Origin of the sequence: Horticoccus luteus, assembly GCF_019464535.1 — a bacterium.
GTDB lineage: Bacteria > Verrucomicrobiota > Verrucomicrobiia > Opitutales > Opitutaceae > Horticoccus > Horticoccus luteus.
The window spans coordinates 1,926,460-1,952,104 of sequence record NZ_CP080507.1 but is presented as its reverse complement, the minus strand read 5'-3'; the positions used below and the strand labels follow the sequence as shown (position 1 = coordinate 1,952,104).

The window sequence follows — 25,645 nt, the reverse complement described above, 5'->3', positions numbered from 1 at the left end:
TCTGTGCTTATTCCTCGCTTTGTAAAGAGGCCACCACCGAGAAATCTTCGAGCGTGCTGGTGTCGCCCTTCACGGTCGCGCCGGCGGCGATGTCCTTCAAAATGCGGCGCATGATTTTTCCGCTGCGCGTCTTGGGCAGCGCCGCCGCGAAACGAATCGTGTCCGGTTTCGCGAGCGAACCAATCTCTTTCCCCACGTGGTTGCGCAACGCCTCCTTGAGTTCGTCGCTGGCGGTGTGGCCCGCTTTCAGCGATACGAACACGACGAGCGCCTGTCCCTTGAGTTCGTCGGGACGGCCAACCGCCGCCGCTTCCGCTACGGCCGGATGCGAAACCAACGCGCTTTCCACTTCCGCGGTGCCGATGCGGTGCCCGGAGACGTTGAGCACATCGTCAATGCGGCCCACGATCCAAAAGTATCCATCCTCATCCTGCCGCGCGCCGTCGCCCGTGAAGTAATAGTCGGGATGCTTCGGAAATTCGCTGAAATACTGCCGCTTGAACCGGTCATCGTCGCCCCACAGCGTCCGCAGCATCGATGGCCATGGTTGCGTGAGGACGAGTTTGCCGCCGGTGTTGCGCGGCACTTCCTTGCCTTGATCGTCGACCACCTTGGCGGCCACACCAAAAAAGGGCTTCGTCGCCGAACCCGGTTTCGTCGGGGTCACGCCCGGTAACGGCGAAATCATGATGCCGCCGGTTTCCGTCTGCCACCACGTGTCGACGATGGGACAACGCTTCTTTCCGATCATCTTGTGATACCACATCCAGGCCTCCGGATTAATCGGTTCGCCGACTGAGCCGAGCAGGCGCAAGGAATCGAGCCGGTGTCGCAGCACGAAATTATCGCCCCAGCGCATGAACGCGCGGATCGCGGTGGGCGCCGTGTAGAGGATCGTGATTCCGTGCCGGTCGATCATTTGCCAGAAACGATCCGGCTCCGGCTGGTTCGGTGCGCCTTCATACATGAAGATCGTCGCGCCGTTCGAGAGCAGACCGTAAACGACGTAACTGTGACCGGTAATCCAACCGATGTCGGCAGAACAGAAGTAGCGGTCGTTTTCCTTCAGATCGAAGACATACTGCGACGTCATTTTGCAACCGAGCAGATAGCCGGCGCTCGTGTGCAGCACGCCCTTCGGCTTCCCCGTCGAACCCGATGTATATAAAATGAAGAGCGGGTGTTCCGCGTCGAACGCCTTCGCCTCATGGTAATTCGGGGCGCCTTCCCACGCCTCGCGCCACCATACGTCACGTCCCTCGACCATGGTCACCGGGTTGCCGCACCGTTTGACGACCATCATGGTGTGCACGCTCGGCGTGCCCTCGACCGCCCGATCAACATTGGCCTTCAGTTCGATGACCTTCCCGCGCCGCCAGCCGCCGTCGGCCGTGATGACGAGCTTCGCCTGGCAGTCGTTGATCCGGTCTTTCAACGCCTCCGGACTGAAACCGCCAAAGATGACCGTGTGGATGGCACCGACGCGCGCACACGCCAGCATGGCCATCACCGCCTCAGGGATCATCGGCATGTAGATCGCCACGCGATCACCTTTGCCGATTCCCATGTTTTGAAAGATCTGCGCGAGCCGGCAGACGTGAAAATGCAGCTGCTTGTAAGTGATCGTGCGGACATCGCCGGGCTCGCCCTCGAAAATCAGCGCCGCCTTGTTTTCGCGCGCGGTTCCGAGGTGCCGGTCGAGGCAGTTTTCCGCCACATTCAGCTTCCCACCCACGAACCACTCGGCGTGCGGCGGCTTCCAGTTGAGGACTTTCTTGTAAGGCTTGCGCCACACCAGATGCTCCTTCGCCATTCGGTCCCAGAATTTTTCTGGGGAGTTGACAGATTCGGAGTAGAGCCTTTTGTAGGTGGATTCACTCCCAAGGTTGGCTTGGGCTTTGAACTCGGCCGAAGGCCTGAACACCCGGTGTTCCCGGGAAACTGAGGTAATCGTCTGGTCGGTCACGATGGTGGCTGATTCTAGGGGTTAAGAGGCGCGGATAACGCGCGACTTATCCCGCTCGAAGTTTCAAGCGTCAAGCGGGACGTGCGTTTCTCAATTTTTGTATGGATAAAAACCCAGCGTCCGCCCCGGCGGACAATGCACCTGCCCCGACCGATGCTTCGGCATCGACCGCTCCCGCACCTGCGCCGGAAAACGTCATTCACGTCGAAGGTATTCTCGACATCGACATCCAACGCGGCGGCAACGGCCAGCTCCTTGATCTCGCCAAAAATGGCAAGCGGCGGCCCACCGACACCTTCATTCCCAAGGAACTCATCCGCCGTTTCAAACTGAAGCCCGGCATGAGCGTGGGCGGCACCGCCTTCCCCCCGGACGGGCGGTTTCCCAACCCGAAGATGAAGTTCATCGAGAGCGTCGACGGCATCGCCCTCGAAGAGCGGCGCGCCAAGCTCGAGTTCACCACGCTCACGACCGTTTCCCCCGAGCAGCACCTGAAAATGGAGCTCAAAGACGGCCGCCTCACCACGCGCGCCGTCGACCTCTTTTGCCCCATCGGCAAAGGCACCCGCGGTCTCATCGTCGCTCCGCCGCGCACGGGTAAAACGACTCTGCTCCGCGACATGGCCCTTGGCGTGCTGGAAAACAATCCCGAGTGCCACGTCATGATTCTCCTCGTCGACGAACGTCCCGAGGAGGTCACTGATTTCAAGCGCAGTGTGCCCGCCGAAATCTGGGCCTCGTCCAACGACGAGCAGATCGAGAATCACATCCGCATCGCCGACCTCTGCATCGAACGGGCGAAACGTCTCGTCGAAGTCGGGCGCGACGTCGTGCTCTTCGTCGATTCCATTACGCGCCTGTCCCGCGCGCATAACACGCAACGCAACAGCGGCCGCACCGGCTCTGGCGGTCTCGATGTGCGCGCGTTGGAAAAACCCCGCCAGCTTTTCGCTGCCGCGCGCAAGACCGAGGAAGCCGGTTCGCTCACCATCATCGCTTCCGTGCTCGTCGAAACCGGCAGCCGCATGGACGACGTGATTTTCCAGGAGTTCAAGGGCACCGGCAACATGGAGCTCGTCCTCGACCGCAAGTGCGCTGAGATGCGTCTCTGGCCCGCCATCAACATCGCCTCATCGGGCACGCGTAAAGAAGAGCTGTTGCTCGACCCGAAGAAACTCGACGCCATCCATTTTTTCCGCCGCGCGCTGGTGCAGCAGAAAATCGAGGAAGCCACCGAGACGATGATCGCACGCCTGTCGAAGACGAAAAACAACGAGGAGTTCCTGAAGCTGCTCGCGCGTTAAGCGATGGCGCTGCGCCCGTTTACCGCCTCTCGGCCAACACCCTCTCGCTTGTCACGTTTCCCCCATATCCGCCGCTTCACTTGCGCGGCTTTTCGCCCGCTCTTTCGGCTCCGACCGCGCGGATTCCGCTTCGCGGAGGAAACTTCCCTCTTGCTCCGCATTCAAAACTCCTGAGATTCATCGGCTTCCTTTGCGCCCATCGCGCAAGGCGTCCGCTCTCCGTCACCAGCAACCTTTCGCATGCACAGTTTTTCCGAGCAATGTCTCGATATGGCCCGCTCTATGTTGGCCCATAATCTGGACTCGATTCAGCCCGATGGCACCTTGCTGCCAGCCAATAATGAGCTCTCGCGCGCCGATGAACCCGGCCACGTCGCTTACGCCCTCGGAGAATTCTTTCGCGCCACCGGCGAGACCAGCCTCAAAGGCCACGACCTGATCGACCTCGCCGCGCGCTGCATCACCGCGCAGGTCTTCACCGAACCAGCCGCCGAAAACGGCCTCGCTTACGCCGCCCTCGGCCTGCTCGCCTTCGGCCCTTCCAAGGAGCGCAACCCCGTCTGGGAGCGCCTCGTCGAGGAAACACGCGAACGCATCGACAAGCAACTGCTCCACCGCAGCGACTACGACAATCACTGGCAGGCGTTCAACGTCGCCAAGGCGGTCGCCCGGTTCAGCTTTGGTCTTTCGAAAAAAGACGAAACCTCGCGCCTGATCGAGCGCATGGTTGAACGCATCAATCAGACCAGCTCCGCCGGATTTTTCGACGACGCCACCTCCGGTTTCGGAGGTAATTTCAATCTCTATGGCGTGATGACGTTCGTGTTCATCCGCTCCGCGCTGCAGTTGCACGCCAACAGCGGCGTGCGCGACCGCAAGCTGCCCACGCTCCGCACCTACGCCGAGAAATACATCAAGACGATGCCGGACCTCGTGCGCGCCGACGGCCTCGGCTGGGCCTACGGCCGCGCCGCGGGCGCTTACGGCCAGATGCACTGCATCAGCCTTATCCTCCAAGGCCTGCGCGATGGCTGGATTCCGGACGACCAAAAGCCCAAGTATTTCGATATCCTCCGCCGCCTCTTCCTTTACTTTTACCAGACGTATCTGGATCAGGAGCACGGCTTCCTCGACCTCCGCGACGACGAACGCACCGCCTACGAAAAGCACACCACCCGCATGGCGAATTTCGACGCCGCGCGCTACTTGTGCCAGTGGTCGCGCCTTTCTAAGACGGTCCACATGCCGTCCGGCGCACCGAAAACCGAGGCGCCCCGCACGAGCGGACGATTCGTCATTTTCGACAAATCCAACCGCAAGGAACAGGGCCTGTTTCTCTATCGCGACGCCGCCAGCGGCCTGCACGCGCAAATTCCGCTCGTCAGCTCCGGCACCAAACTCACCGCCGACTCGCTGCCCTTCCCTCACTGCCCCGGCGTGTTCGACTGGCCGAACAACGTTTACCTGCCCGTCATGTTGCCCGAGCTCACCTTCGGGGACCAAGTGACTATTCCGGCTTTCTACGGCCGCAACTGCGTCACGGGCCTCGGTCTGCGCAACAGCTTCTATTTCCGCTACGAACAACCCGAGCTCATCAATCTCAATGAGGAACTCGTCAAGGGCCTCGGCAGTGTGAAGGTGCAGTGGACGTTCTCCGGCCATCAAATCGCCGCCGAGTTTGCTTACACCGTCAAACAGCAGGTCACCTTGGACAAATTCCGCTTTGCCCTCGCGATCGCGGCGCCACATTCCAAATACCGCGTCGCCGGTTCACCGGCACTCGGTGCGCAGGGGCTGCGTTGCAGCGTCGCGAAGGATGACTTTCAAGCCAACTGGCAGGAGACGGAAATCGTTTCCGCCGATCCGGCTTACCGCACCAATTACGGCAAGATTCACTACATTCAGCACCTCGTGCGCGACCACCCGCTCATCATGCGTCCCGGTCACGTTTACCGTCTGCTGGTGAATTACGACCCGGACGTTGCTGTCGTCGAGGGTTGACCCCTGCCGGTAAAATGCCGCGTGCTCCGCGCGCCGTATAAGCAGCGAATTCCGCCGTGCTCTCGCGCCGAATCATTCCGTGTCTTGACGTCAACGCCGGCCGCGTCGTCAAGGGCGTCAAGTTTCAGGAATTGCGTGATGCGGGCGATCCTGTCGCATGCGCTCGCGCCTATGACGCGCAAGGCGCCGACGAGCTCATCTTTCTCGATATCACCGCGTCGAGCGATGGCCGCGCCATCATGCACGACGTGGTCGCGGCGACTGCCGAACAATGTTTCATGCCTCTGACGGTCGGCGGCGGCCTGCGCTCGGTCGACAACATTGAGGCGATGCTGAAATCCGGCGCCGACAAAGTTTCTCTGAACACTGCTGCCATCCAGGAGCCTGCGCTCATCGCCGCGGCTTCCCGGCGCTTCGGCAATCAATGCATCGTCCTCGCGATCGACGCGAAACGTGAGCCCGACGGCCAGTCGTGGCGCGTCTACACCCACGGCGGTCGGCGCCCCACGGAACTCGACGCCATCGCGTGGGCGCGCCGGGCCGTTGAACTAGGCGCCGGTGAAATTCTCCTCACCAGCATGGATCGCGACGGCACGGGCATCGGCTACGATGTCGAACTCACGCGCCGGGTCAGCGATGCCGTCGAAGTGCCAGTCATTGCCAGCGGCGGTGCCGGAACGATGGAGCACTTCGCCGAGGTGCTGGATGCGGGCCGCGCAAGTGCCGTCCTCGCCGCCTCACTGTTTCACTTTGGCACCTTCACGATTCCACAAGTGAAGGATTATCTCACGACACGCGGGATGCCCGTCCGGCGCTAACGCGCCCCAGCCGCGATTTACAGGCCGCTGTTCGTATCCGTCGCGATATCCGCCAACGTGGTTTGATCCTCGGCGCCTGCGCCCCCCACAGCGGCCGGTGTCGTCGCTCCCGCCGCAGGTTTCAATTTTGGCGTTCCGACCAGGATGGAAAGCTGTTCCTGCACGAGCACGAAAAACTCCGGCGTCAATTCGCCCGCGGGCACTTCGACGCGCTGTTTGGTCTTGGCGTGCTCATAAACGTTTTTCGTGCCATCGGGACTCAGTCCCCTCGGTTTCAACGTGCGTTTCCGCTCCAGCATGAGAGCTAGAAATTGCACCAGCCGCGTGTTCTCCGGCGTGGGCTCCGTCAACGGGTCGATCAGCGTGAAAAATAAATTTTCGGACGTCAGCTTCAACGCCCGGTCGGCGTTTTCTCCCGCGAGCCTCGGCTTGTAGGCCTGCACCCAGCTGCACGCGACAAATCCCTCGGGTGAAAAGCCCGCCGCCTGCGCTTCCAGCACGTCGTAACGCACGACGTCGAGCGAGGTCGCGCGCACCAGAAAGCTCGCCACCCGGTTGCCCGCCTCGAAGGGCTGACCGGATACAAAGCACGTCGTCGCGCGCGGCTGCAGATTCAAATCCATGGGGTTTCTTGTTTACTTCGCCCGCCAGCGGACGCTAGCAAATTTCCCTCTGATGACCGGACGTCTCATTGCCGTGGGCGATATTCACGGATGCCACCAGGAATTCGCCGACTTGCTCGCCCAACTGGAGCTCACCCGCGATGACCGGCTGGTCCTGCTCGGCGACCTCATTAATCGCGGCCCCGACAGCAATCGTGTCATCGATCTTGCTCGCGCTCACGCGGCACTTCCCCTCCTCGGCAACCACGAGTTGCGTTTTCTCGCCTTCCGCCGGACGCGCGACCCCAAATATCTCCGCAACGGCGATCGCGAAACCCTGGATCGGCTGCGCCCCAGCGACTGGTCTTATCTCGAATCGATGGTCCTTACCCATCACGAACCCGAGTTGAACACCGTCTTTGTGCACGGCGGCTTTTTGCCGGACCAACCGTGGGCGAAACAACCCGCCAGCGTCGTCACGCGCATCCAAGTGATCGACGACGGCCGCCCCGCCAAACGCTCCGAAGCCCCCGGCGCGCCTTTTTGGGCCGACCTCTGGAATGGTCCACCTTTCGTCGTTTACGGGCACACGTCGCGTCCCGAAGTCTACAAGCTTAAGTGGTCGGTGTGCCTCGACACTGCCTGCGTCATGGGCGGCGCGTTGACGGCGCTCATCTTCCCTGAGAAACGTTTTCTGCAGGTGCGCGCCCGCCGCCGCTACTACCCATGAACGATTCTCCGCTTACCGCCGCGCTGCTGCTCTGCATCGACCTGCAGCCCGTGTTCATCGCCGCCATGGCGGACCCGGCGGCGATCGAGCGGCGCTGCGCGTTTGCGCTGGCGGCTGCGGCCGGACTGGGGCTGCGCGTGGCCTTCACCGAACAGGTCCCGGCCAAACTCGGCGGCACCGCGCCTGCGCTGCGCGCCCTGGCCCCCACCGCGCCGGTCTGGCCGAAGAACACCTTCTCCGCGCTCGCCGATCCCACGATCCGCGCCGCGCTCGAAGCGCAAGAAATCGAACACCTCCTCCTCTGCGGTATCGAAACGTCCGTCTGCGTTTTCCAGACCGCGCGCGACGCGCTCGCCGCCGGCTGGCAGGTCACACTCTTGTCCGACGCGGTCGGGGCGCGCCGGCCCGACGATGCGCGCACCTGCCTTGATGAACTTGCACGCGCGGGGGCGCACGTGTTGCCCACCGAGACTGTGGGCTACGCGCTGCTCGGCGACACGACGCATCCTTTTTTCCGCGCTTACACCCAACTCGTAAAATCTCATGGCTGAGCCGCTCGTCCTCTCCACCGTTCAAGAACTCAAGGCGGTGACCAACGGCAACGGCCGTGCGTTCGCGAGCGTGCTCGTCCTTCGCAAGCTCACCACCAAGACCGCCGCCAACGGCAACCCGTTTCTCAGCGTGGAATTCGGCGACCGCGGCGGCTCGTTCGGTTGCACGGTTTTCAGCGACAGTCCGCCCTACGAAGCGCTGAAAACCGCCGGCGAAGGAGGCGTGGTTCGTCTCGAGGGCCGCATCGATTACTACCAAGGCCGCCTCTCCCCCAAGCTGGCCAAAGTCGACGTCCTCGCCGAAGAGGACCTCAGTGCGCCCGGCCTCTTGGAAAATCTGGTCGAGGTCGCGCCCGAGAATGCCGACGCGTTGTGGACCGAACTCCAGCAGTTCATCGACAGCATCAAGCACGATGAACTCCGCCTCACGGTGCGCAACGTCTTCGAAGAGCTTGGCGACGCCTTTCGTTGGTCGCCTGCCGCCGTCGCGATGCATCACGCGTATCGCCATGGCTTGTTGGAGCACACCACGCACATGGCGCGCGCGTGTCGGGCGCTCCTGCCGCTTTACCTTGAGGTCGACGCGGATCTCGCGATGGCCGGCGTGCTGCTGCACGACACCGGAAAGGTGATCGAATACGAAGGCACGCTCACCACGAAACGCAGCCGTCGCGGCATCCTTCAAGGTCACGTCGTGCTGGGCTATCAACTCGCCCGTAAAGCCGCCCTCCGTGCCCGTCTCGATGCCGAGCGCACGGAGCGCCTCGAACACATCATTCTCTCCCATCAAGGCGAGCCTGAGTGGGGCGCCGCCGTTTACGCCGCCACGCCGGAGGCCGTCTTTGTTTCCCTCGTCGACAACCTCGATGCCAAGATGGGCATGGTCCAGCGCGCCCTGCGCCAGAGCGCTGATTCGGCTGATTTCTCTGACCGCCTGCCCGGCCTCAGCTCACCCCTGCTCACGCGCAAGTTGCCGACGAGCGCATGTGCGCCTGTCGTTGCAACTCCGGCCCCCGCGGAATCCGACCAGCCCGCGTCGTAGCGCCCGCCCGGCACGCGTGCGCGAGTCGCCTCCGCGACCACGAGCAGCTATCCAGCGGCCGCGCTGACTGCCTCGCGCCGTCACCCCTCGCAGCGCGTTCGCACTACCCGAGCGTCTGCACGATGCGCATGATCGGCAGCATCAGCGCGATTACCATCGTGCCGACGACCACGGCCATTACGACGATCATCATCGGCTCCAAAATCGACGTGAGCCCGACTACCGCATTATCCACCTCCTCGTCGTAAATATTTGCAATGCGCGTCAACATTTCCGGCAACGCGCCTGTTTCCTCGCCGACCTCGATCATGCTCGTCACCATCCCGGGGAAAACGTCTGTCGCCTGCAGCGGCCGCGCGACATTATCGCCTTCTTTCACCCGGTCGTGCACCGTGTCGATTGCCTCGGCGACAAACACGTTCCCACTCGTATCGCGCGTAATGGCGAGCGCCTGAAGAATCGGCACTCCGCTCGCGAGCAACGTGCCGAACGTGCGCGTGAACCGCGCGATCGCCGCCTTTAGAAACAGCGGGCCGAGCAGCGGCAGTCGCATTTGCAGACGATCCACCAAGCGGGTGCCGCGGCGCGTCCGCCGCAGCAGGCCGAGCGCGAAATAGCTGCCCACGACCACCACCGCCAGGATGACAAGATGCTGTTGCACGAACCGGCTTACGCCGAGCACGGCCACGGTCAGCGGCGGCATTGACTGGCCTTTCAGCAGACCTTGGAAAATCGCCTCGAACTTGGGCACCACGAACACGAGCAATGCCGCCATGATCCCGGTGGCAACGAGCACGATGATCACAGGGTAAGTCATCGCCGCCTTGATCTTGCCCCGGATTTTTTCGGCCTTTTCCAGAAAGACCGCCAGCCGGTCGAGCACCGTATCGAGCACACCCCCCGCTTCACCCGCCTTGACCATGTTCACGTAAAGGCGATCGAAAATTCGGGGAAATTCCAGCAATCCATCTGATAAGTTTCCCCCGGATCGGATCGTTTCGCCGAGGCTTTCAATCATCTCGCGTGCGTGGGGATTATTCTCCTGCCTGGCCAGCACATCGAGCGAACGCAGCAACGGCATGCCGGACTTTACCAGCGTCGCGAGTTGCCGGGTAAATAGCATTAGACCGCGCCGGCTCATCGGGCGCCCAATAACGACGTTGAATTTGCGCCCCGGCTTTTTCACCCGGGCCGGCGCCGCGCTTTTCCGCACGGGCGCCTTGACCTGCACAGGAGCGTCCACTTCGCCCGCGGCTGCGGCTAAACCCATCGGCGCGAGCCCGCGCGACTTCAGGGTGTTCGCCGCCTCCTCTGCACCTGTCGCGTCGATCAAGCCGGTGCGCTCGCGGCCCGTCGCAGCTTCGATCGCAGTGTAGCGGTAACGCGGCATGTCAGGTGTATTTGATGACTTCCTCGACCGTCGTCTCGCCATCAAAAATCGCGCGCAGCCCATCGTCTCGCAGCGTGCGCATTCCCTGCGCCACCGCTTTCTGGCGGATTAACAGCGTTGGCGCGCGCTGCGTGATCAGCTCGCGAATCGCATCGGTGATCCGCAACCACTCGTAGATTCCGCGTCGCCCGCGATAACCCGTCTGATCGCAGTGCGCACAACCCCGGCCATAGAAAAACGCCCGGCCGCCCAACGCCGCGGAATCAATGTTGGATTGCTTTAGCACCGCCGGATCGGGCGTGTAGCTGGTCCGGCACTGCGTGCATATCCTCCGCACCAACCGTTGCGCCAGCACGGCCTCCAAGGTCGAAGCGATGAGAAACGGCTCCACTCCCATGTCGATCAACCGGGTGATCGCACCGGCCGCGTCGTTCGTGTGCAATGTCGACAGCACTAAATGCCCCGTCAGCGAGGCCTGAATGGCGATTTGCGCCGTCTCCAAGTCGCGCACTTCGCCCACCATGATTACGTCCGGATCCTGCCGCAAAAACGAGCGCAGCGCCGCCGCAAAAGTCAGCCCGACCTGTGGATTGACGGGCACCTGCATGATGCCGTCGATCTCGTATTCGACCGGATCCTCGACCGTGAGCAGCTTCAATTCAGTCGTGTTGATCTCCCGCAACCCGCTGTAGAGCGTCGTGGTCTTGCCGGAACCGGTGGGACCCGTGACGATAAAAATACCGTTGGGTCGCCGTACGATTTCACTGACGCCCGCCAAAACTTCCGGCGGCATTCCGAGCTGCCCAAGATCGAGTTGCACCGCGGATTGATCGAGCACGCGTAACACCACGCTCTCGCCGAATTGCGTCGGCAAGGTCGAGACGCGTAGATCGACCGCCCGCCCCGCCACGGTCAGCTTGATCCGGCCGTCCTGCGGCACGCGGCGCTCGGCGATGTTGAGGTTCGCCAGAACCTTGATGCGCGAGGTGATCGGCAGCGCCAGCGCGAGCGGCGGCGGCGCCATTTCGTAGAGCGCGCCGTCGATCCGATACCGGATTTTGAACTCGTGCTCGAACGGCTCGAAATGAATGTCGCTCGCCTTGTCCCGCACTGCCTGCGCGAGCACCACGTTCACGAAACGAATGATGGGCGTCTGCCCCGCAAGGCTCTCGATATCATCCGCCGATAGTTCCGCGGCGGGTCGCGTGAGCTCGGTCGTGCTGATCTCGTTCAACAACTCATCGAGACTCGCCTCATCCTCCCCGTAGTGCTGTTTGATCAACTGCTCGACGCGCAACGGGTCCGCCACCACGACGCGAATATCCCGCCCCAGCGCAAACGTGAGGTCGTCCACGATCTGGCCGTTGAATGGATCCACCACCAGCAGATCGATCGACTGCGCGTCAACGCGCCTTGGGATCACGCCGTAACTGCGCGCCACGTGGCCGGCCAGCAGCCCGGTCAGCTCCGGCGCCAGATGCACCGGCAGCTCCTTCGCGTAGTCGCAGCCGAGATGTTGCGCCAGTGCGGCGAGCAATGCTTCGCGCTCGATCAAACCGTGTTCGATCACCAGCGCCGCGAGGGAGTGCCCCGTTGCCTCTCGTTCGCTGTCGAATGCCGCAAGCTGCGTGGGCGAAACCAGCCGGCGCTCCCGCAGGAATTCGTGGACCGCCTGATCGTGGCCTTCGAACATGAGCGCCGGTTACAACACTTTCAACTGCGCGCCGAGGCTGGTGAGCTTGTCCCGCATCACGATCGGATCCTGGGCCTTTTCCACGCATTCATCCGGGCTGACGAGGTTGCGGTTGTGCAGACTGAGCAAATGCGTGTCCATCGTGATCATCCCGAGATTGGCGCCCGTTTGGATGTCCGACGGAATGCGAAACGTCTTGTTCTCGCGAATCAGCGACGCGATGGACGTCGTGTTGATCATGATCTCGTAGGCCGCGATGCGGCCGCCGCCCGTCTTCTTGCAAAGCACCTGGGAAATCACGGCCTGCAACGACGACGCGAGCTGTGTGCGGATCATCTCCTTCATGTTTGCCGGAAATGCGTCCACGATGCGGTCCACGGTTTTGGCGGCGCTGTTCGTGTGCAGCGTGCCGAAAACCAAATGGCCCGTCTCCGCCGCACTGATCGCCGCCTCGATCGTCTCCAGGTCGCGCATTTCACCGACGAGGATGATGTCCGGATCCTGACGCAGCGCGCGGCGAATCGCCTCCGCGAAACTTGGCACGTCCACGTGCACTTCCCGCTGCGTCACCAGACAGCGTTTGTGCGGATGATAATACTCAATCGGGTCTTCGATCGTGATGATGTGCCCGTCGCGGTTTTCGTTAATGTAGTTGATCAGCGACGCGAGCGTCGTCGACTTGCCGGAGCCCGTCGGCCCGGTGACCAGAATCAGTCCGCGCGGCCGGTAGAGCAGCTCGCGGATTTTGTCAGGCATGCCGATATCGCGCAGTCCGAACATGCGGTTGGGAATCTGGCGGAGCACCATCCCGTAATTGCCCTTCGCCCGGAGGATGCTCACGCGAAACCGCGCCTTTTCGCCAAACGCGAAACCAAAGTCCGCGCCGCCATTCAGCTTCACGTTGCTGATGTGTGCGTCCGGTGTGATGGAAAGCATCAGCCGCTCCGTATCGGCCGGCCCCAGAATCGGACCGTCGATCGGCGTCATGCTGCCGCTCAAGCGCAAGACGGGAGCTTGTCCGACTTGGATGTGCAGGTCAGACGCGTTTTGCTCCACCATCAGGTCGAGCAGGTCGTTCATCTCATAGCTCATGCGGCGGAAGAGTTGGTGCGGTTGCAGCCGCGCAGAAGTGCGGCCAGGAAGAAGCTCAGCGGGTGGAAACGAAAGCGGAAGCGGACACAGGATGCGGCGCTACGACGCGTCGCCGACCGTGATGGAGACGACTTCCTCGACCGTGGTCAAACCAGCGATGATCTTGCGGACGCCATCTTCGCGCATCGTGCGCATGCCCAGCGCCCGCGCCTTTTCCCGTAAGCGCGTGGCGCCCACGCCTTCGTAAATCAAATGCTGGATGTCGTCGGTGATGATGAAGATCTCGTAAATCCCGAGGCGGCCGCGGTAACCCGTCCCGTTGCATTCCGCGCAGCCGTTGCCGCGGAGAAAGTGCGCGCCGGACACGTCGGCCGGGCGAATGTTGAGCGCCCGCAACTCCTGCGGCGTCGGTTCGTGCGGACGTGCACACCGCGCGCACACACGGCGCACCAGCCGCTGGGCGAGAACCGCGCGCAAGGACGTCGCCACCAGAAACGGTTTCACGCCGATGTCGATCAACCGCGTCACGGCGCTCGGCGCGTCGTTTGTGTGCAGCGTCGAAAACACCATGTGTCCCGTGAGCGAGGCATTGATCGCGATCTCGGCCGTTTCCAGATCGCGAATTTCACCCACCATGACGATGTTCGGTGCCTGCCGGAGCATCGCGCGCAATGCCGACGCAAAGGTCATGCCGACCTCGTGACGCACGGGCACTTGGTTGACGCCCGTGAGTTGGTATTCCACCGGATCCTCGACGGTGATGATTTTGCGATCGGACCGGTTCAGGTGGTGGAGGCAACTGTAGAGCGTCGTCGTCTTGCCCGAACCTGTCGGCCCCGTGACCAGCACAATGCCGTCCGCCAGGGCGATCAGTCGCTCAAATGTCTTTTGGTCGTCGCTGAGGAAACCCAGCTCCGGCAAACCCAACTGCAATCCTTCCTTGTCGAGGATGCGCATCACGATGCTCTCCCCGTGCACGGTCGGCAGTGACGACACGCGCAAATCCAGTGCCTTGCCCGCGACGTTCACCTGAATGCGCCCGTCCTGCGGAACGCGTTTCTCCGCGATGCTGATGTTGGCCATCAATTTCAGGCGCGACATGATCGACAACTGCAGACGCTTCGGCGGGTTCTCCGCTTCGAGCAGCACGCCGTCGATGCGATACCGCACCCGCAACCGTTTCTCGAGTGGTTCGAGATGGATGTCAGACGCCCGCCGGCGAATTCCTTCGATGATCAACGCGTGAACGAGTTTGATGATCGGCGCATCGCTCTCGTCAGCTTCGCCGGCGGCCGTCGCCGTGTGCAAATCGGCGTCCGGTGCACCGGGCAACGCGGGCGTCACTTCATCCGCGAGCGTTTCGACCGAACCGAAATCCTTCCCGTAGTAGCGATCGATCTCCTGTTCGATTTCCCTCGCCGGCGCGAGCATCGCCTCAACCGGCAGGCCCAGCACGTGCGCCAGGTCGTCGACCGCATCGGTGTTGATCGGATCGCCGATGGCGACGCGCAACACCCCGCTTTCCCGCGCCACAGGGAGCACCTGGTGTTTCGTGGCCAGACTGCGCGGAACGAGGGTCAGCAACTCCCGTGGCACCCGCAGGGCCGCCAACTCGACCACCGGCAGACCGAACGCATCCGCGAGCGATTGCGTGAGTGTCTTCGTCGGCAAAGCCCCGCTGTCGTCGAGCGCACGCAACACCTGCGTGCCGCCCGCGACCGCGCCTTCCTCAGTGCTCTCCAGCGCGGCCCGCGCCGCCTCCACCGCTTCCCGCGCCACCCAGCCCCGGGCCACCGCCAATTCCAGGATGTGGTCGTCGGCCGAGCGCACGGGAAACGCGGGCTTATTGCTTCCCGAGCGCGAGGAGGAACTCCGCGTTGCTGTTCGTCTTCTTGAGCCGCGTGATCAGCATCTCCATCGACTCGATCGGCCCGAGACCCTGCATCGCGCGCCGCAGACCGTGGATGCGCTGCAACTCGTCGGGATGGTAAATGAGCTCTTCTTTGCGCGTGCCCGACCGGTCGATGTTGATCGCCGGGAAAATCCGGCGCTCGACCAAACCCCGGTCGAGATGCAGCTCGCTGTTACCGGTGCCCTTGAATTCTTCGAAGATGATTTCATCCATGCGGCTGCCCGTATCGATCAGCGCGGTGCCGATGATGGTGAGGCTGCCCGCGCCCTCGATGTTGCGCGCCGCGCCGAAGAAACGTTTGGGCTTCTGCAACGCGTTCGATTCGAGACCGCCCGACATCGTCTTGCCCTGGTTGCCGGTCAGCGCGTTGTAGGCGCGCGCGAGACGCGTGATCGAGTCGAGCAGGATCACCACGTGTTCGCCCTGCTCCACCAGTCGCCGCGCCTTTTCGCCCACCATTTCAGCCGCGTGCACGTGGCTCTCCGGCGACTCATCGAAGGTCGACGATACGACTTCGCCCTTCGTGTGCCGCTTGAAATCCGTGACTTCCTCCGGCCGCTCGTCGATCAACAGCAGGATCAGTTTCGCCTCGGGAAAATTCTCGGACACCGAGTTGGCGATGTTTTGCAGCAACACCGTTTTGCCGGTGCGCGGCGGTGCGACGATCAGACCGCGTTGCCCGAAGCCGATCGGCGTCAGTATGTCCACCGCTCGCATCGACACGTCCTTCTGCACCTCCGGCGCTTCGAGCAGGATGCGCTTGAGGGGATAATAAGGAATCAGTTCCTCGAACGGCGTGAGGCTCGCGATTTGCTCGGGCGCCGCGCCCATCACGCTCTCGATCCGCACGGCGGACGGGCAGCGCTCATCACCGTGGGGCGCTTGCACGCGCACTTCGATTTCATGTCCGCGCTTCAACCCGTAGCGATGCACGAGGCTCTCCGGCACATACGTGTTCTCCGGATAAAGCCGGTAGTTCACGCTCTTGTGCACGATGAACCCGTAGCCGCGATCGGTGAGGTCCAGCCAGCCGCGATCGCGCAGTTCGCGCTTCTGTTCGGCCGCCATTTTGAAAACGCCTTCCAACATCTGCAGACGCGTGGGCACGCCGTCAAAGTGCACGCCATTCGCCCGCGCCAACGCCGTCAGATCGGCGTGGTTCAACGCGTAAAGCTCATCGATGAAAATCGGTGAACCGCCGGTCGCGATTTCGTCCGCGCGACGATCCAGAGCCGCGAGATCGTTGAATCCCGCCGGATCAGGCAAATCGCCGAACGTCGGCGCGAAATTCGGCGGCGGCGGTTGCGGTGGCTTCGGTTGAAAATGCTGCCCGCCGCCGCCGCCACCCCCGCCCGGACCAGGCTGCCATGGCTGACCGCCGTGCCGTCCGCGTTTACGTTTGTCGCGCCGACGCTGCTTCCAATAGCCGCCGCCCTGTTCGCCGCCGCCGTAGTTGTCGCCCCCTGGTTGGCCACGGTCGCCATGTTGCGAATGTCCCGCGCCGCTCTCACCCGCCGGCGCGCCGCCGCCGTTGCCGCGGTTGGTGTCCGATCCCGGACCGTTGCCGCCGGCTGATTCGTCTCTCCGAGGCGCGTCCTCAGGTCGGGACTCAGATGGCGCCGCCTCCATCCGCGGTGGCTCGGCCGCCGGCGCGGATTGTTGAGGTGATTCAGTGCGTTGCGGCGCTTCTCCTCGCGGCTCTTCCCGACGCGCCTCAGGCTCCGCGGTGAAGGGCAACTCCGGCTCGCGCTCGCGTTGCCGTTGCCGGATCGTCTGCCGTTCCTTAGCGGGCTGCGCCTTCGCCGGCGGCGTCGGCGCCGGCTCCGCGCGGGGCGCTTCATCGGCCACGGCGGTCTTCGGCTTTTTCGTGCGCACCGGACCACGGGGAGCGCGTTTGCGCGGCGTTGTCTTCTTCGGGGCACCGTCTTCGGATGCGCCGGCGCCGGCGGACGAAAAGTCGTCGTTTTTCGGGGAGAGTTCCATTGATAGAAAAGGGGACGCGCTCGGCCCGGCGGCGCTTCTCAGCGCAGCGTGCGTAATGCCGCGAGCAGGTGATCCACCTGGCTTTCGAGGAAAGCCAGGGATCCATCGTTCCACACGACGTGGTCGGAGAGCTCGATTTTACGGGCCAAGGACAATTGCTTGGAGATTCTTTGCTCAGCGAGCGCGCGCGAAAGGCCGCGTTGCTCTAGCCGGGCGAGTTGCTGGGCCGGAGAAGAGGCGACGCATACTGTGAAATCAAACCAATTCTCCAACCCTTTCTCGAAAAGCAGCGGCACCTCGATCGCCCAGTCAACCGTCGGCGCATCGCGCAACGCCGCGCGCCACAACGCAAAGAGCGGCGGATGCGTCAGTCTTTCGAGCGTGGCGAGCGCCATTTCGTCGTCGAACACCCGCGCCGCCAGCCGGGCGCGATTGACCGGCGCGTCCACCGGAGCCACGTCCGCGCCCCATTCCGCGCGCAACGCCTCGCGCATCGCTGGGTCGGTCAACACTCGCTCGCGAATGAGCGCATCGGAATCGAGCCGGCGCAACCCGCGCTGTTCGCACAGCCGCGCCACCGTCGATTTCCCGCACCCCATTCCGCCTGTTATACCAAGAATCATTCCAGTCGATTTCCCGCGGGAAATTGGGCTTGCCCGTCCTTGGCGCAAACCCTTAATCGCCACCGCTTGACGCATCTGCTGGTGCGCTCGCCCGACCCCGCGGTTTTCACCCCTCTCCGCTCCAGCCTACCCGATGCTCGCCACCCTCGCCTCCGCTGCCCTGCAAGGTATTGATGCCGAGTTGGTCCACGTCGAAGTCAATGCCGGCGAAGCCGGTGAACCTCACGTCATTATGGTGGGGCTGCCAGACACCAGCGTGAAGGAATCGGAGGACCGCGTGTCGTCCGCGATGAGCAACAGCGGCTTTCGCATGCCGCGCACGCGCACGACCATCAACCTCGCGCCCGGCGGCATGCGCAAGGAAGGCCCGTTTTACGACCTGCCCATCGCGATCGGACTCCTCATCGCCACCGATCAACTCAAGGCGGACAACCTCGAGGACTACCTCATCGCCGGCGAACTCGGCCTGTCCGGCGCCACCCGCCCCGTTCGCGGCGCGCTCGCCATGGCGCGTCTCGCCCGCCGCCTCGGCAAAAAGGGCGTGCTCCTGCCCGGTGTTTCCGCCGAGGAAGCTGCGCTTGTCGAAATCCCCGTTTATCGCGTCGATTCCCTCGACGAAGCGTATCGTTTCCTGAGCGGTGAACGCCCTCTACTGCCCGTCGCGTCCGTGCCGCAAGGTCCGCAGGCCCTCACGGCTGCGGCCGAGGCGTCGGTGGATTTTTCCGAGATCAAAGGCCAGCACGCGCTCCGTCGCGCCGTCGAGGTCTCCGTCGCCGGAAATCATAATCTCATCATGATCGGGCCACCCGGCTCCGGCAAATCCATGATCGCGAAACGCATTCCGACGATCATGCCGGCCCCGAGTCTCGAGGAATACCTCGAAGTGCTCAGCGTCCATTCGGCCGCCGGCCGCACGATTCGCGGCGAAATGAATTGGGGCGCCCGTCCCTTCCGCGGTCCGCATCACACGATCTCCGACGTCGGTCTCCTCGGCGGCGGCACGCTGCCTGGCCCGGGCGAAATCTCTCTCGCGCACAACGGGGTGCTGTTTCTCGACGAATTGCCGGAATTCAAACGCTCGGCGCTCGAAGTGCTCCGCCAGCCCCTTGAGGACGGCGAAGTGACGATTTCTCGCAGTGCCGGCAAAGTCACGCTCCCCTGCGCCTTTATGCTCGTCGCCGCGATGAACCCGTGCCCCTGCGGCTACCTCGGCGACAGCAAGCACGAGTGCCGCTGCTCGCCCACCCAGATCCAACGTTACCGAGCGCGCATCAGCGGACCCTTGCTCGACCGGATCGACATCCACATCGAAGCGCCCGCGCTCTCCCTCGCCGAACTCCGCTCCGATCGGCCCGGCGAAACGTCCGCCGCGATGCGCACGCGCATCGAAACCGCCCGGACTGTGCAACAGCGTCGTTTCACCGGCACGCGCACCACCGCCAACGCGCGCATGACTCAGGCGCAAATCCGCCATCACTGCGCGCTGCGACCTGAGGTGGGCGACCTTCTTCAGCAAGCCATGGAGCAACTCAACCTCTCCGCTCGCGCCTACGATCGCATCCGCAAAGTCGCGCGCACCATCGCCGACCTCGCCGATTCTCCGGAAATCCAGGCCCCGCACCTCCTCGAAGCTATCCAATACCGCAGCCTCGACCGCACGCTGTTCTACTGAGCCGGACCTCCACCCCGGCACCGGCGCCGCGCCCGCCGTTTTTCCGGAAATTAACCGTGCTGACCTGCGCAATCCGTGGTCACAATTTATCTCCTCCCTCTCATGAACTGGACTCGCTTTAAAACCTACCTCTACCACAACGCCGACCTCGGTGTTTCGCTCGACATCAGCCGCGTTCCCTTTCCGGACGATTACCTCGCGACGATGGAGCCGCGCATGCAACAAGCGCTCGCCGACATGGCGGCGCTGGAGAACGGCGCGATCGCCAATCCCGACGAGCATCGCATGGTCGGCCATTACTGGCTCCGCGCGCCGCAACTTGCGCCCACTCCCGCCATCACCGAGGAAATCACGACGACGCTCGCCGCGATCAAGGCGTTTGCGGGCAAAATCCATTCAGGCGAAATCTCGGGCTCCAAAGGTAAATTCAAACACCTCTTGGTTATCGGGATTGGCGGCTCCGCGCTCGGCCCCCAACTCGTCAGTCACGCGCTCGGCCATCCGCGCAAGGACAAGCTCGGCGTCCACTTCTTCGATAACACGGATCCCGATGGCATGGATTACGTGCTCGGTGAATTGCGCGGTCAGTTGGGCAAAACGCTTGTCGTCGTCATCTCCAAATCCGGCGGCACGGCGGAAACGCGCAACGGGATGCTCGAAGCCACCGCGGCGTTCCAAGCCGCGGGCATCGACCACACCAAGCACTTCGTCGCCGTCACCGGCGCTGGCTCGAAACTCGATCAGGTGGCGCAAAACGAGCACTGGCTCGCGCGCTTCGCGATGTGGGACTGGGTCGGGGGACGCACGAGCGAATTGAGCGCGGTGGGTCTGCTGCCCGCCGCTCTTCAAGGCATCGACATTCAGGCGATGCTCGACGGCGCCGCCGCCATGGATGTTGTCACCCGCACCGCGGTCACCGCTGAGAATCCCGCCGCTTTGCTCGCGTTGATGTGGTTTATCGAAACCGGCGGCCGCGGCCAGAAAGACATGGTCGTGCTTCCCTACAAAGATCGCCTCCTGCTCTTCTCGCGCTATCTCCAGCAACTCGTGATGGAGTCGCTCGGCAAGGAACTGGATTTGCACGGCAACGTCGTCAATCAAGGCATCGCCGTCTACGGCAACAAAGGCTCGACCGACCAGCACGCCTACGTGCAGCAGCTGCGCGAAGGCGTGAATAATTTCTTCGTCACCTTCATCGAAGTGTTGAAAGACCGCGACGCGAAAACCTCCCTCGCCGTCGAGCCCGGCGTGACCAGCGGAGACTATTTGCAGGGCTTCCTCCTGGGCACGCGCGACGCTCTGAGTGAAAAAGATCGGCATTCGATCACCCTCACGATTCCCGATGTCTCGCCGCGCACGCTCGGCATGTTGATCGCCCTCTACGAACGCGTTGTCGGTCTCTACGCGTCCCTCATTGGCATCAACGCCTACCACCAACCTGGCGTCGAAGCGGGCAAGAAAGCCGCCGGTGGCGTGATCGCGTTGCAGGCAAAAATCCTCGCAGCCCTCCACGCCGCGCCTGGTCAGGCGTTCACCGCCGAAGCGCTCGCCACCTCGATCGGCGCCGGCGAGCAAACGGAGATTGTATACAAAATTCTTGAGCACCTGGCTGCAAACCGCGGCTCGGGAGTGAAGAAGCGCGCCCGCGCCCGGTGGTTCGAGGCGACCTACCGCGTCAATCCTGCCGCCGCTTAAACGCGTCCCGCTCATCCGCCGGCGCCGTTTCCGCTTTCCAAGCGACGCCGGTCAGGGCATTTCCTGCGAGCCCCTCTCCGGCAATGAAATGGTCGACCTACGCCCTGATCGCTCTCGCGATCGCGACCGCCTTTTTGGGCGTGACCCTTTGGCGCGCCGAACAAGCCCGCCAAACGGGGCAGACGCAACTCGCCCACGCGCGTCGGCAACTCGATCAACTCGAAGCGAATTTGCGCGCCGCCCGGCAAGGCCAGGCCGACGAACATCAGCGCCTCCTCGGGCTCGACTCAGAACTCGGCGAAACGAAAACCCAACTCACCGCCGCCGAAAGCCGAGTCGTCATGCTCGCCCGCGACCTCGCCGCCGCCCAGGCGAAACCCGCGGCCGAGCTCGAGGCTTCGAAACGCGAACTCGCCACCTTGCGCGGCTCGTGGCTCCCGCCTGACAAGATCGCCGCTTATGAAGCCAAGGTCGCCGACCTCCAGCGCGAACTTGCCACGCGCAGCGCCGCCGCGCCGGCGGGCGCCACCTCCACGCCCGTTTCGCCCGCCATCGAGCAGGAACGCCTCGCATGGCAAAAGGCCCTCGCTAGCCACGACGCCACCGAGCAAGCCCTGCGCACTCAAATCGATTCTCTCACGAAAGATCTCGCGAACGCCCAAGCGGCCGACGATCGCTCCATCCAACTCGCTGCAGCGGCCGAAACCATCGCTACGCTGCGCCGCCAACTCGCGCAAACGCCCTCGCCACTGAGCGCGTCGGCAGACGAAAAGAATTCCCCGCGCGTCGCCGCCGCCACTGCCCGGGGCGACGCACTCGCGCAGCAACTCAACGATGCGCAACACGCCCTCGCCACCGCCAGCGAGCAGGCCCGCGCGTCCACCGCCCAAATCGCCACGCTCACCCGTGATTTGGAGGCCGCCCGCGCTGCCGTCATCCCGCCCGCCACGATCACCCATTATCAGGAAATGATCGCCGCACTCGAGCAGCAGCTCGCAAAGATTCAGGGCGGCCGGACGCTCCTGCCCGGCGGCGCCGCCGCCGCGTTTACGTCCGCCCCGCGCTCGCCGTCGGTGGTCAACGTCGGCCCGCAAAATGCGTTCGTCGTCCTCAACATCGGTTCGGCGCACGGTGCCCATCAAAACCAAACGCTGACCATTTGTCGCGGCACCGAAATCCTCGCTCAGGTGCAAATCAGTGAGGTGCGGGAGCATTTTTCGATTGCCCAAGTCCAACCCGACTCGCTCCGTGGAACCTTGCAGAAAGGCGATACCGCGCTAATAGCCAATTAAACATGAACATCACCGCTCGCACCGCCCTGGCTCTCGTCTTGATCGGCCTCGGCTCCCTTCTCGCCGGTTGCACGACGAAAACCGCCAAAGATACCTCCATTCCGTGGAGCCGTCCCGCCGACTGGGAAGGCCAGATTCCCGGCATGGGTCGCTGAGGCCACGCCCTCTTCCATCCGGCCTTTTTTCGGCCGGATTTTTTTATGCCCGACGCGCCCGCCATCAACGCCTCGCTCACGCCGAGCGCCGGTCACCTCTACGTCGTTGCCACACCGATTGGAAACCTCGCCGACCTCACCGAGCGGGCCCGGGCCATCCTCGCGGCGGTGGATGTGATCGCGTGCGAGGATACGCGCACGACAGGCTCGTTGTTGACGCGTCTCGGCCTCCGCAAGGAACTCGTGGCATATCACGAGCATAACGAACTCGAAGCCGCGGAACGCCTCGCCGCGCAACTCGCCGCCGGCAAATCCATCGCCGTGGTGAGCGACGCGGGCACGCCTGCCCTGAGCGATCCCGGTTTCCGTCTCGTCCGCGCCTGCCGGCGCCAAGGAATCCCCGTGGTGCCCATCCCCGGCCCCAGCGCGGTCACGGCTGTGTTGAGTGCCGCCGGATTGCCGACCAACGGTTTTCTGTTTGTCGGTTTTCTGCCGCCCAAGTCCGCCGCCCGGATCGCGTTTCTCGAACGCCACCGCGGCTTCGAGTATACGCTCGTCGTATACGAAAGCTGCCATCGCATCGACAAAGCCGTGAACGAACTCGTCGCGACGCTCGGACCCGACCGCGTGATCTGCGTGGCGAAAGAAGTCACGAAACTACACGAGACTTTCCTCGTCGGTCCGGCCGGCGACGTGCAAAGCCGGCTCGCCAAGACGAGCTTGCGCGGCGAATTCGTCCTGCTCATCGCCCCCGCCACTTTCGTCCTGTGATCTCTGCCGTCGCCGTCATCGACATCGGGAGCAACTCAATCAAAGCGCTGCTCGCGCAAAGCACCTCCGACGGCACCCTCCACGCGCGCTACCAGCGCTCCATCGAAGCGCGCATCAGTGCGGGCATCAGCCAACGGGAACCGCGCTTGACCGAGGACGGCCTCCAGCGCGGCCTCGCGGCTGTGCAGACGTTGCTCACCGACCTCGCGCCGTTTCAACCGGACGCCACCGTGCTCGTCGCCACCAGCGCGGTGCGCGACGCCCGCAACGGCGATGATTTCTGCGCGCGCGTGCACGCTGCGACTGGCCACACCATTCGCATTCTCACCGGAGAGGAGGAAGCGACACTCATTGGCCGTGGACTCACCTGCGATCCCGCCCTGCGTGACCTCCGGGACTTCTACGTCTTCGATCTCGGTGGCGGCAGCCTCGAGTGTCTCGTCTTTCGCCACCGGGAATTGCAACGCAAACTAAGTTTGCCGCTCGGCTGCGTCCGGCTGACGGAGCGGTTTATCCCAGATCCTTCCGCCGCCGTGCCTCCGGCTGCGATCGCGGCCATCTCCGCTCACGTGAACGCTTCACTGGAGACGGCATCCTTTGCGTTTCAACTTCCAGCCGACGCCGTCGCTGTCGGGACGGGAGGAACGCTTACCACTGTCCGCACGATCCGCGCCGCACGAGTGAACGAAGATCTCGAAGCGACCGATTCGCTGATCCCGCTCGGAGAACTGATCCATTTGCGCGACGAACTTTCCGCCTTGCCGCTCGAAGAGCGGCGGCGCATCGGTGGCCTGCCGCCAGCGCGCGCCGATGTGTTTCCCGCCGCACTCGCCACACTCGTGGCGGTCGCGGAAAGCGGCGGCTTGGGCGCCTTCCGCCACTCGCTCTACAATCTCCGCTGGGGCCTGGCCGCCGCAGCGTTCGATTAAATCGCCCGTTGCTCGATAAACGCGCGGATCGCCGCCGCATCCGCCGGCACGAGATACTTTACGATCGGCCGCGCTTTGAGCGCTTCGAGACTCGGATGGGTCGGTGCCACTCCGATCGCCGCCTTGATCGTTTCGGGAAACTTCGCCGGATGCGCCGTCGCCAGCACGACGCTCACCCGCGAGGGGTTCAACGCCTTGAACGCGCACGCGGTGTGCGGATCCACGATGTAGCCGAACTCGTGGTGCACCCGTTGCATGATGCCGGGAATCTCCGCGTCGCTGGTGCGGCACGAAGTAAACGCACCGCCTGCGAAGCCCTCGAACGTGCATGCGCCCGTCGCCTTGAATTGCTGCATCGCGCTACGCAACCGCGACGCGTCGCCGCCCAGTTGGTAGTAGAGCAGCCGTTCGAAATTCGAGGCCACCTGGATATCCATCGACGGCGCCAGACTTGGTTGCACCTCGCCGACGCGATACTCGCCCGTCGTAAAGAACCGATGCAAAATATCGTTTTGGTTCGTGGCGACTTTGAAGCCCGCCAGCGGCACGCCCATTCGCGCGAGCAGCCAGCCGGCGAACACATTGCCGAAATTCCCCGTCGGCACCACGAACTCCGCCTCGCCTCGCACCTCCTGCGGCAGCCGCAACCACGCGTGCAAATAGTAAACGCATTGCGCCAGCACGCGCGCCAGGTTGATCGAATTTACCGCGGACAATCGGTGCCGGGTGCGGAAGTCCTGATCACCAAAAATCTCCTTCAAGGCCGTTTGCGCTGCGTCAAACGTCCCATCGATCGCCAGCGCAAATACGTTGTCCGCGCCGGTGCAAGTCATCTGGCGTTCCTGCAGCGGCGACACCCGGCCGTCGGGATACAGAATGAAAATCGCCGTGCCCGGTTTGCCGAGCAGACCATGAATCGCGGCCGCCCCGGTGTCGCCTGACGTGGCACCGAGCACGTTGATCGTCTCCTGCCGTGCGCGGCATTGGTGCTCGTAAAGGTTGCCGAGCAGTTGAAGCGCGAAATCCTTAAACGCCAACGTCGGCCCGTGAAAAAGCTCGAGCACGTAAGTGCGTGCATCGAGTTGCACCAAGGGTGCTATGGCCGTGCTTTCGAAGCGTGTATAGGAGCGTCGGACGATGTCGCTCAACGTGGCCCGCGGAATCTCGGTCGCAAAATGCGCGAGAAATTCCACGCACAACTCCGCGTAATCCAGTCGTTCCCACGAGGCGAGATAGCCGGAAAGATCCGGCAGGTGCTCCGGCAAAAACAAGCCACCATCCGGCGCCAGACCGACGGCGACGGCGTCGCTGAACGAATGCGGCGCGGTCTGGCCGCGCGTGGAAATATAACGCATGGAGTAAAACGCGTTCGACGAAACACCCTTCAGTCAGCGCCGGCGCGGCGCGGATCGCTCAACGGAATC

21 protein-coding genes are annotated in these 25,645 nt (G+C 63.3%); 12 read left to right on the top strand and 9 right to left on the bottom strand.

What is annotated here, in order from left to right; genetic code table 11:
• Positions 1-7: 7 nt before the first annotated feature.
• Positions 8-1,966 carry an acetate--CoA ligase gene (acs, locus tag K0B96_RS08145; protein WP_220165934.1) on the bottom strand — a complete coding sequence of 653 codons (1,959 nt, stop codon included), beginning with the start codon at positions 1,964-1,966 and terminating at the stop codon, positions 8-10.
• Between the two features lie 101 nt (positions 1,967-2,067).
• On the opposite strand from acs, the gene rho (K0B96_RS08140) reads away from it, so the two are divergent.
• From rho (K0B96_RS08140) to hisF, 3 genes are all read left to right on the top strand, one after another.
• Positions 2,068-3,270 carry a transcription termination factor Rho gene (gene rho / locus K0B96_RS08140; protein WP_220165932.1) on the top strand — a complete coding sequence of 401 codons (1,203 nt, stop codon included), beginning with the start codon at positions 2,068-2,070 and terminating at the stop codon, positions 3,268-3,270.
• Positions 3,271-3,510: 240 nt separating this feature from the next.
• Positions 3,511-5,271 (top strand): hypothetical protein, encoded by a 1,761-nt coding sequence (locus K0B96_RS08135; RefSeq protein ID WP_255558902.1) that lies wholly within the window; start codon positions 3,511-3,513, stop codon positions 5,269-5,271.
• A gap of 56 nt (positions 5,272-5,327) precedes the next feature.
• On the top strand, positions 5,328-6,089 hold the full coding sequence (hisF, locus tag K0B96_RS08130) for an imidazole glycerol phosphate synthase subunit HisF (protein ID WP_220165930.1): 762 nt from the start codon (positions 5,328-5,330) through the stop codon (positions 6,087-6,089).
• Positions 6,090-6,106: 17 nt separating this feature from the next.
• On the opposite strand, the gene K0B96_RS08125 is transcribed toward hisF, so the two are convergent.
• On the bottom strand, positions 6,107-6,712 hold the full coding sequence (locus K0B96_RS08125; protein WP_220165928.1) for a hypothetical protein: 606 nt from the start codon (positions 6,710-6,712) through the stop codon (positions 6,107-6,109).
• 52 nt (positions 6,713-6,764) lie between these two features.
• Here K0B96_RS08125 and K0B96_RS08120 point away from each other — a divergent pair, with 52 nt between their 5' ends.
• Genes K0B96_RS08120 through K0B96_RS08110 form a run of 3 tightly spaced genes read left to right on the top strand, consistent with a single transcriptional unit; the run spans position 6,765 to position 9,014 of the window.
• The gene (locus tag K0B96_RS08120) at positions 6,765-7,421 is read left to right on the top strand and encodes a metallophosphoesterase (RefSeq protein WP_220165926.1); all 657 of its coding nucleotides are present in this window, start codon (positions 6,765-6,767) and stop codon (positions 7,419-7,421) included.
• Positions 7,418-7,972, top strand: a complete 555-nt coding sequence (locus tag K0B96_RS08115; RefSeq protein WP_220165924.1) for an isochorismatase family protein — start codon at positions 7,418-7,420, stop codon at positions 7,970-7,972. Before K0B96_RS08120 ends, K0B96_RS08115 begins: the two co-directional genes overlap by 4 nt.
• The gene (locus K0B96_RS08110; protein ID WP_220165922.1) at positions 7,965-9,014 is read left to right on the top strand and encodes a 3'-5' exoribonuclease YhaM family protein; all 1,050 of its coding nucleotides are present in this window, start codon (positions 7,965-7,967) and stop codon (positions 9,012-9,014) included. Before K0B96_RS08115 ends, K0B96_RS08110 begins: the two co-directional genes overlap by 8 nt.
• Positions 9,015-9,117: 103 nt before the next feature.
• Here the strand turns inward: K0B96_RS08110 and K0B96_RS08105 are convergent, their stop codons facing one another.
• From K0B96_RS08105 to coaE, 6 genes are all read right to left on the bottom strand, one after another.
• Complete coding sequence (locus K0B96_RS08105) at positions 9,118-10,404, bottom strand: type II secretion system F family protein (protein ID WP_220165920.1); 1,287 nt, start codon at positions 10,402-10,404, stop codon at positions 9,118-9,120.
• Position 10,405: 1 nt separating this feature from the next.
• The gene (gene gspE / locus K0B96_RS08100) at positions 10,406-12,097 is read right to left on the bottom strand and encodes a type II secretion system ATPase GspE (protein WP_220165918.1); all 1,692 of its coding nucleotides are present in this window, start codon (positions 12,095-12,097) and stop codon (positions 10,406-10,408) included.
• Between the two features lie 9 nt (positions 12,098-12,106).
• Positions 12,107-13,189 (bottom strand): type IV pilus twitching motility protein PilT, encoded by a 1,083-nt coding sequence (locus K0B96_RS08095; RefSeq protein WP_220165916.1) that lies wholly within the window; start codon positions 13,187-13,189, stop codon positions 12,107-12,109.
• A 99-nt stretch (positions 13,190-13,288) separates the two neighbouring features.
• Positions 13,289-15,019 carry a GspE/PulE family protein gene (locus K0B96_RS08090; RefSeq protein WP_220165913.1) on the bottom strand — a complete coding sequence of 577 codons (1,731 nt, stop codon included), beginning with the start codon at positions 15,017-15,019 and terminating at the stop codon, positions 13,289-13,291.
• Positions 15,020-15,032: 13 nt separating this feature from the next.
• The gene (gene rho / locus K0B96_RS08085) at positions 15,033-17,084 is read right to left on the bottom strand and encodes a transcription termination factor Rho (RefSeq protein ID WP_255558900.1); all 2,052 of its coding nucleotides are present in this window, start codon (positions 17,082-17,084) and stop codon (positions 15,033-15,035) included.
• 38 nt (positions 17,085-17,122) lie between these two features.
• Positions 17,123-17,707 carry a dephospho-CoA kinase gene (gene coaE, locus K0B96_RS08080; RefSeq protein ID WP_220165912.1) on the bottom strand — a complete coding sequence of 195 codons (585 nt, stop codon included), beginning with the start codon at positions 17,705-17,707 and terminating at the stop codon, positions 17,123-17,125.
• 133 nt (positions 17,708-17,840) lie between these two features.
• Between coaE and K0B96_RS08075 the strand changes: the two genes are divergently transcribed.
• From K0B96_RS08075 to K0B96_RS08050, 6 genes are all read left to right on the top strand, one after another.
• The gene (locus K0B96_RS08075; RefSeq protein ID WP_220165910.1) at positions 17,841-19,379 is read left to right on the top strand and encodes a YifB family Mg chelatase-like AAA ATPase; all 1,539 of its coding nucleotides are present in this window, start codon (positions 17,841-17,843) and stop codon (positions 19,377-19,379) included.
• Between the two features lie 102 nt (positions 19,380-19,481).
• The gene (locus tag K0B96_RS08070) at positions 19,482-21,074 is read left to right on the top strand and encodes a glucose-6-phosphate isomerase (protein WP_220165900.1); all 1,593 of its coding nucleotides are present in this window, start codon (positions 19,482-19,484) and stop codon (positions 21,072-21,074) included.
• Between the two features lie 83 nt (positions 21,075-21,157).
• Positions 21,158-22,366, top strand: coding sequence for a coiled-coil domain-containing protein (locus K0B96_RS08065; RefSeq protein WP_220165898.1), 1,209 nt, complete (start codon positions 21,158-21,160; stop codon positions 22,364-22,366).
• 2 nt (positions 22,367-22,368) lie between these two features.
• Entirely contained in the window at positions 22,369-22,521 is a 153-nt protein-coding gene (locus tag K0B96_RS08060; RefSeq protein ID WP_220165896.1) for a hypothetical protein, read from the top strand.
• 45 nt (positions 22,522-22,566) lie between these two features.
• Entirely contained in the window at positions 22,567-23,292 is a 726-nt protein-coding gene (rsmI, locus tag K0B96_RS08055) for a 16S rRNA (cytidine(1402)-2'-O)-methyltransferase (protein ID WP_220165894.1), read from the top strand.
• The gene (locus tag K0B96_RS08050) at positions 23,289-24,221 is read left to right on the top strand and encodes a Ppx/GppA phosphatase family protein (RefSeq protein ID WP_255558899.1); all 933 of its coding nucleotides are present in this window, start codon (positions 23,289-23,291) and stop codon (positions 24,219-24,221) included. Before rsmI ends, K0B96_RS08050 begins: the two co-directional genes overlap by 4 nt.
• Here the strand turns inward: K0B96_RS08050 and thrC are convergent.
• Complete coding sequence (gene thrC / locus K0B96_RS08045; RefSeq protein WP_220165892.1) at positions 24,218-25,576, bottom strand: threonine synthase; 1,359 nt, start codon at positions 25,574-25,576, stop codon at positions 24,218-24,220. The two genes, K0B96_RS08050 and thrC, sit on opposite strands and share 4 nt — an antisense overlap.
• Positions 25,577-25,645: the final 69 nt, after the last annotated feature.

What these genes read in the sequence shown, in the direction of transcription:
- rho (WP_255558900.1), bottom strand. Translation starts at nt 17,084, where the DNA reads ATGGAACTCTCCCCGAAAAACGACGACTTTTCGTCCGCCGGCGCCGGC.
- K0B96_RS08060 (WP_220165896.1), top strand. Translation starts at nt 22,369, where the DNA reads ATGAACATCACCGCTCGCACCGCCCTGGCTCTCGTCTTGATCGGCCTC.
- K0B96_RS08135 (WP_255558902.1), top strand. Translation starts at nt 3,511, where the DNA reads ATGCACAGTTTTTCCGAGCAATGTCTCGATATGGCCCGCTCTATGTTG.
- K0B96_RS08065 (WP_220165898.1), top strand. Translation starts at nt 21,158, where the DNA reads ATGAAATGGTCGACCTACGCCCTGATCGCTCTCGCGATCGCGACCGCC.
- coaE (WP_220165912.1), bottom strand. Translation starts at nt 17,707, where the DNA reads ATGATTCTTGGTATAACAGGCGGAATGGGGTGCGGGAAATCGACGGTG.
- K0B96_RS08125 (WP_220165928.1), bottom strand. Translation starts at nt 6,712, where the DNA reads ATGGATTTGAATCTGCAGCCGCGCGCGACGACGTGCTTTGTATCCGGT.
- rho (WP_220165932.1), top strand. Translation starts at nt 2,068, where the DNA reads ATGGATAAAAACCCAGCGTCCGCCCCGGCGGACAATGCACCTGCCCCG.
- K0B96_RS08095 (WP_220165916.1), bottom strand. Translation starts at nt 13,189, where the DNA reads ATGAGCTATGAGATGAACGACCTGCTCGACCTGATGGTGGAGCAAAAC.
- gspE (WP_220165918.1), bottom strand. Translation starts at nt 12,097, where the DNA reads ATGTTCGAAGGCCACGATCAGGCGGTCCACGAATTCCTGCGGGAGCGC.
- rsmI (WP_220165894.1), top strand. Translation starts at nt 22,567, where the DNA reads ATGCCCGACGCGCCCGCCATCAACGCCTCGCTCACGCCGAGCGCCGGT.
- thrC (WP_220165892.1), bottom strand. Translation starts at nt 25,576, where the DNA reads ATGCGTTATATTTCCACGCGCGGCCAGACCGCGCCGCATTCGTTCAGC.
- K0B96_RS08115 (WP_220165924.1), top strand. Translation starts at nt 7,418, where the DNA reads ATGAACGATTCTCCGCTTACCGCCGCGCTGCTGCTCTGCATCGACCTG.
- K0B96_RS08075 (WP_220165910.1), top strand. Translation starts at nt 17,841, where the DNA reads ATGCTCGCCACCCTCGCCTCCGCTGCCCTGCAAGGTATTGATGCCGAG.
- K0B96_RS08110 (WP_220165922.1), top strand. Translation starts at nt 7,965, where the DNA reads ATGGCTGAGCCGCTCGTCCTCTCCACCGTTCAAGAACTCAAGGCGGTG.
- K0B96_RS08105 (WP_220165920.1), bottom strand. Translation starts at nt 10,404, where the DNA reads ATGCCGCGTTACCGCTACACTGCGATCGAAGCTGCGACGGGCCGCGAG.
- K0B96_RS08120 (WP_220165926.1), top strand. Translation starts at nt 6,765, where the DNA reads ATGACCGGACGTCTCATTGCCGTGGGCGATATTCACGGATGCCACCAG.
- K0B96_RS08070 (WP_220165900.1), top strand. Translation starts at nt 19,482, where the DNA reads ATGAACTGGACTCGCTTTAAAACCTACCTCTACCACAACGCCGACCTC.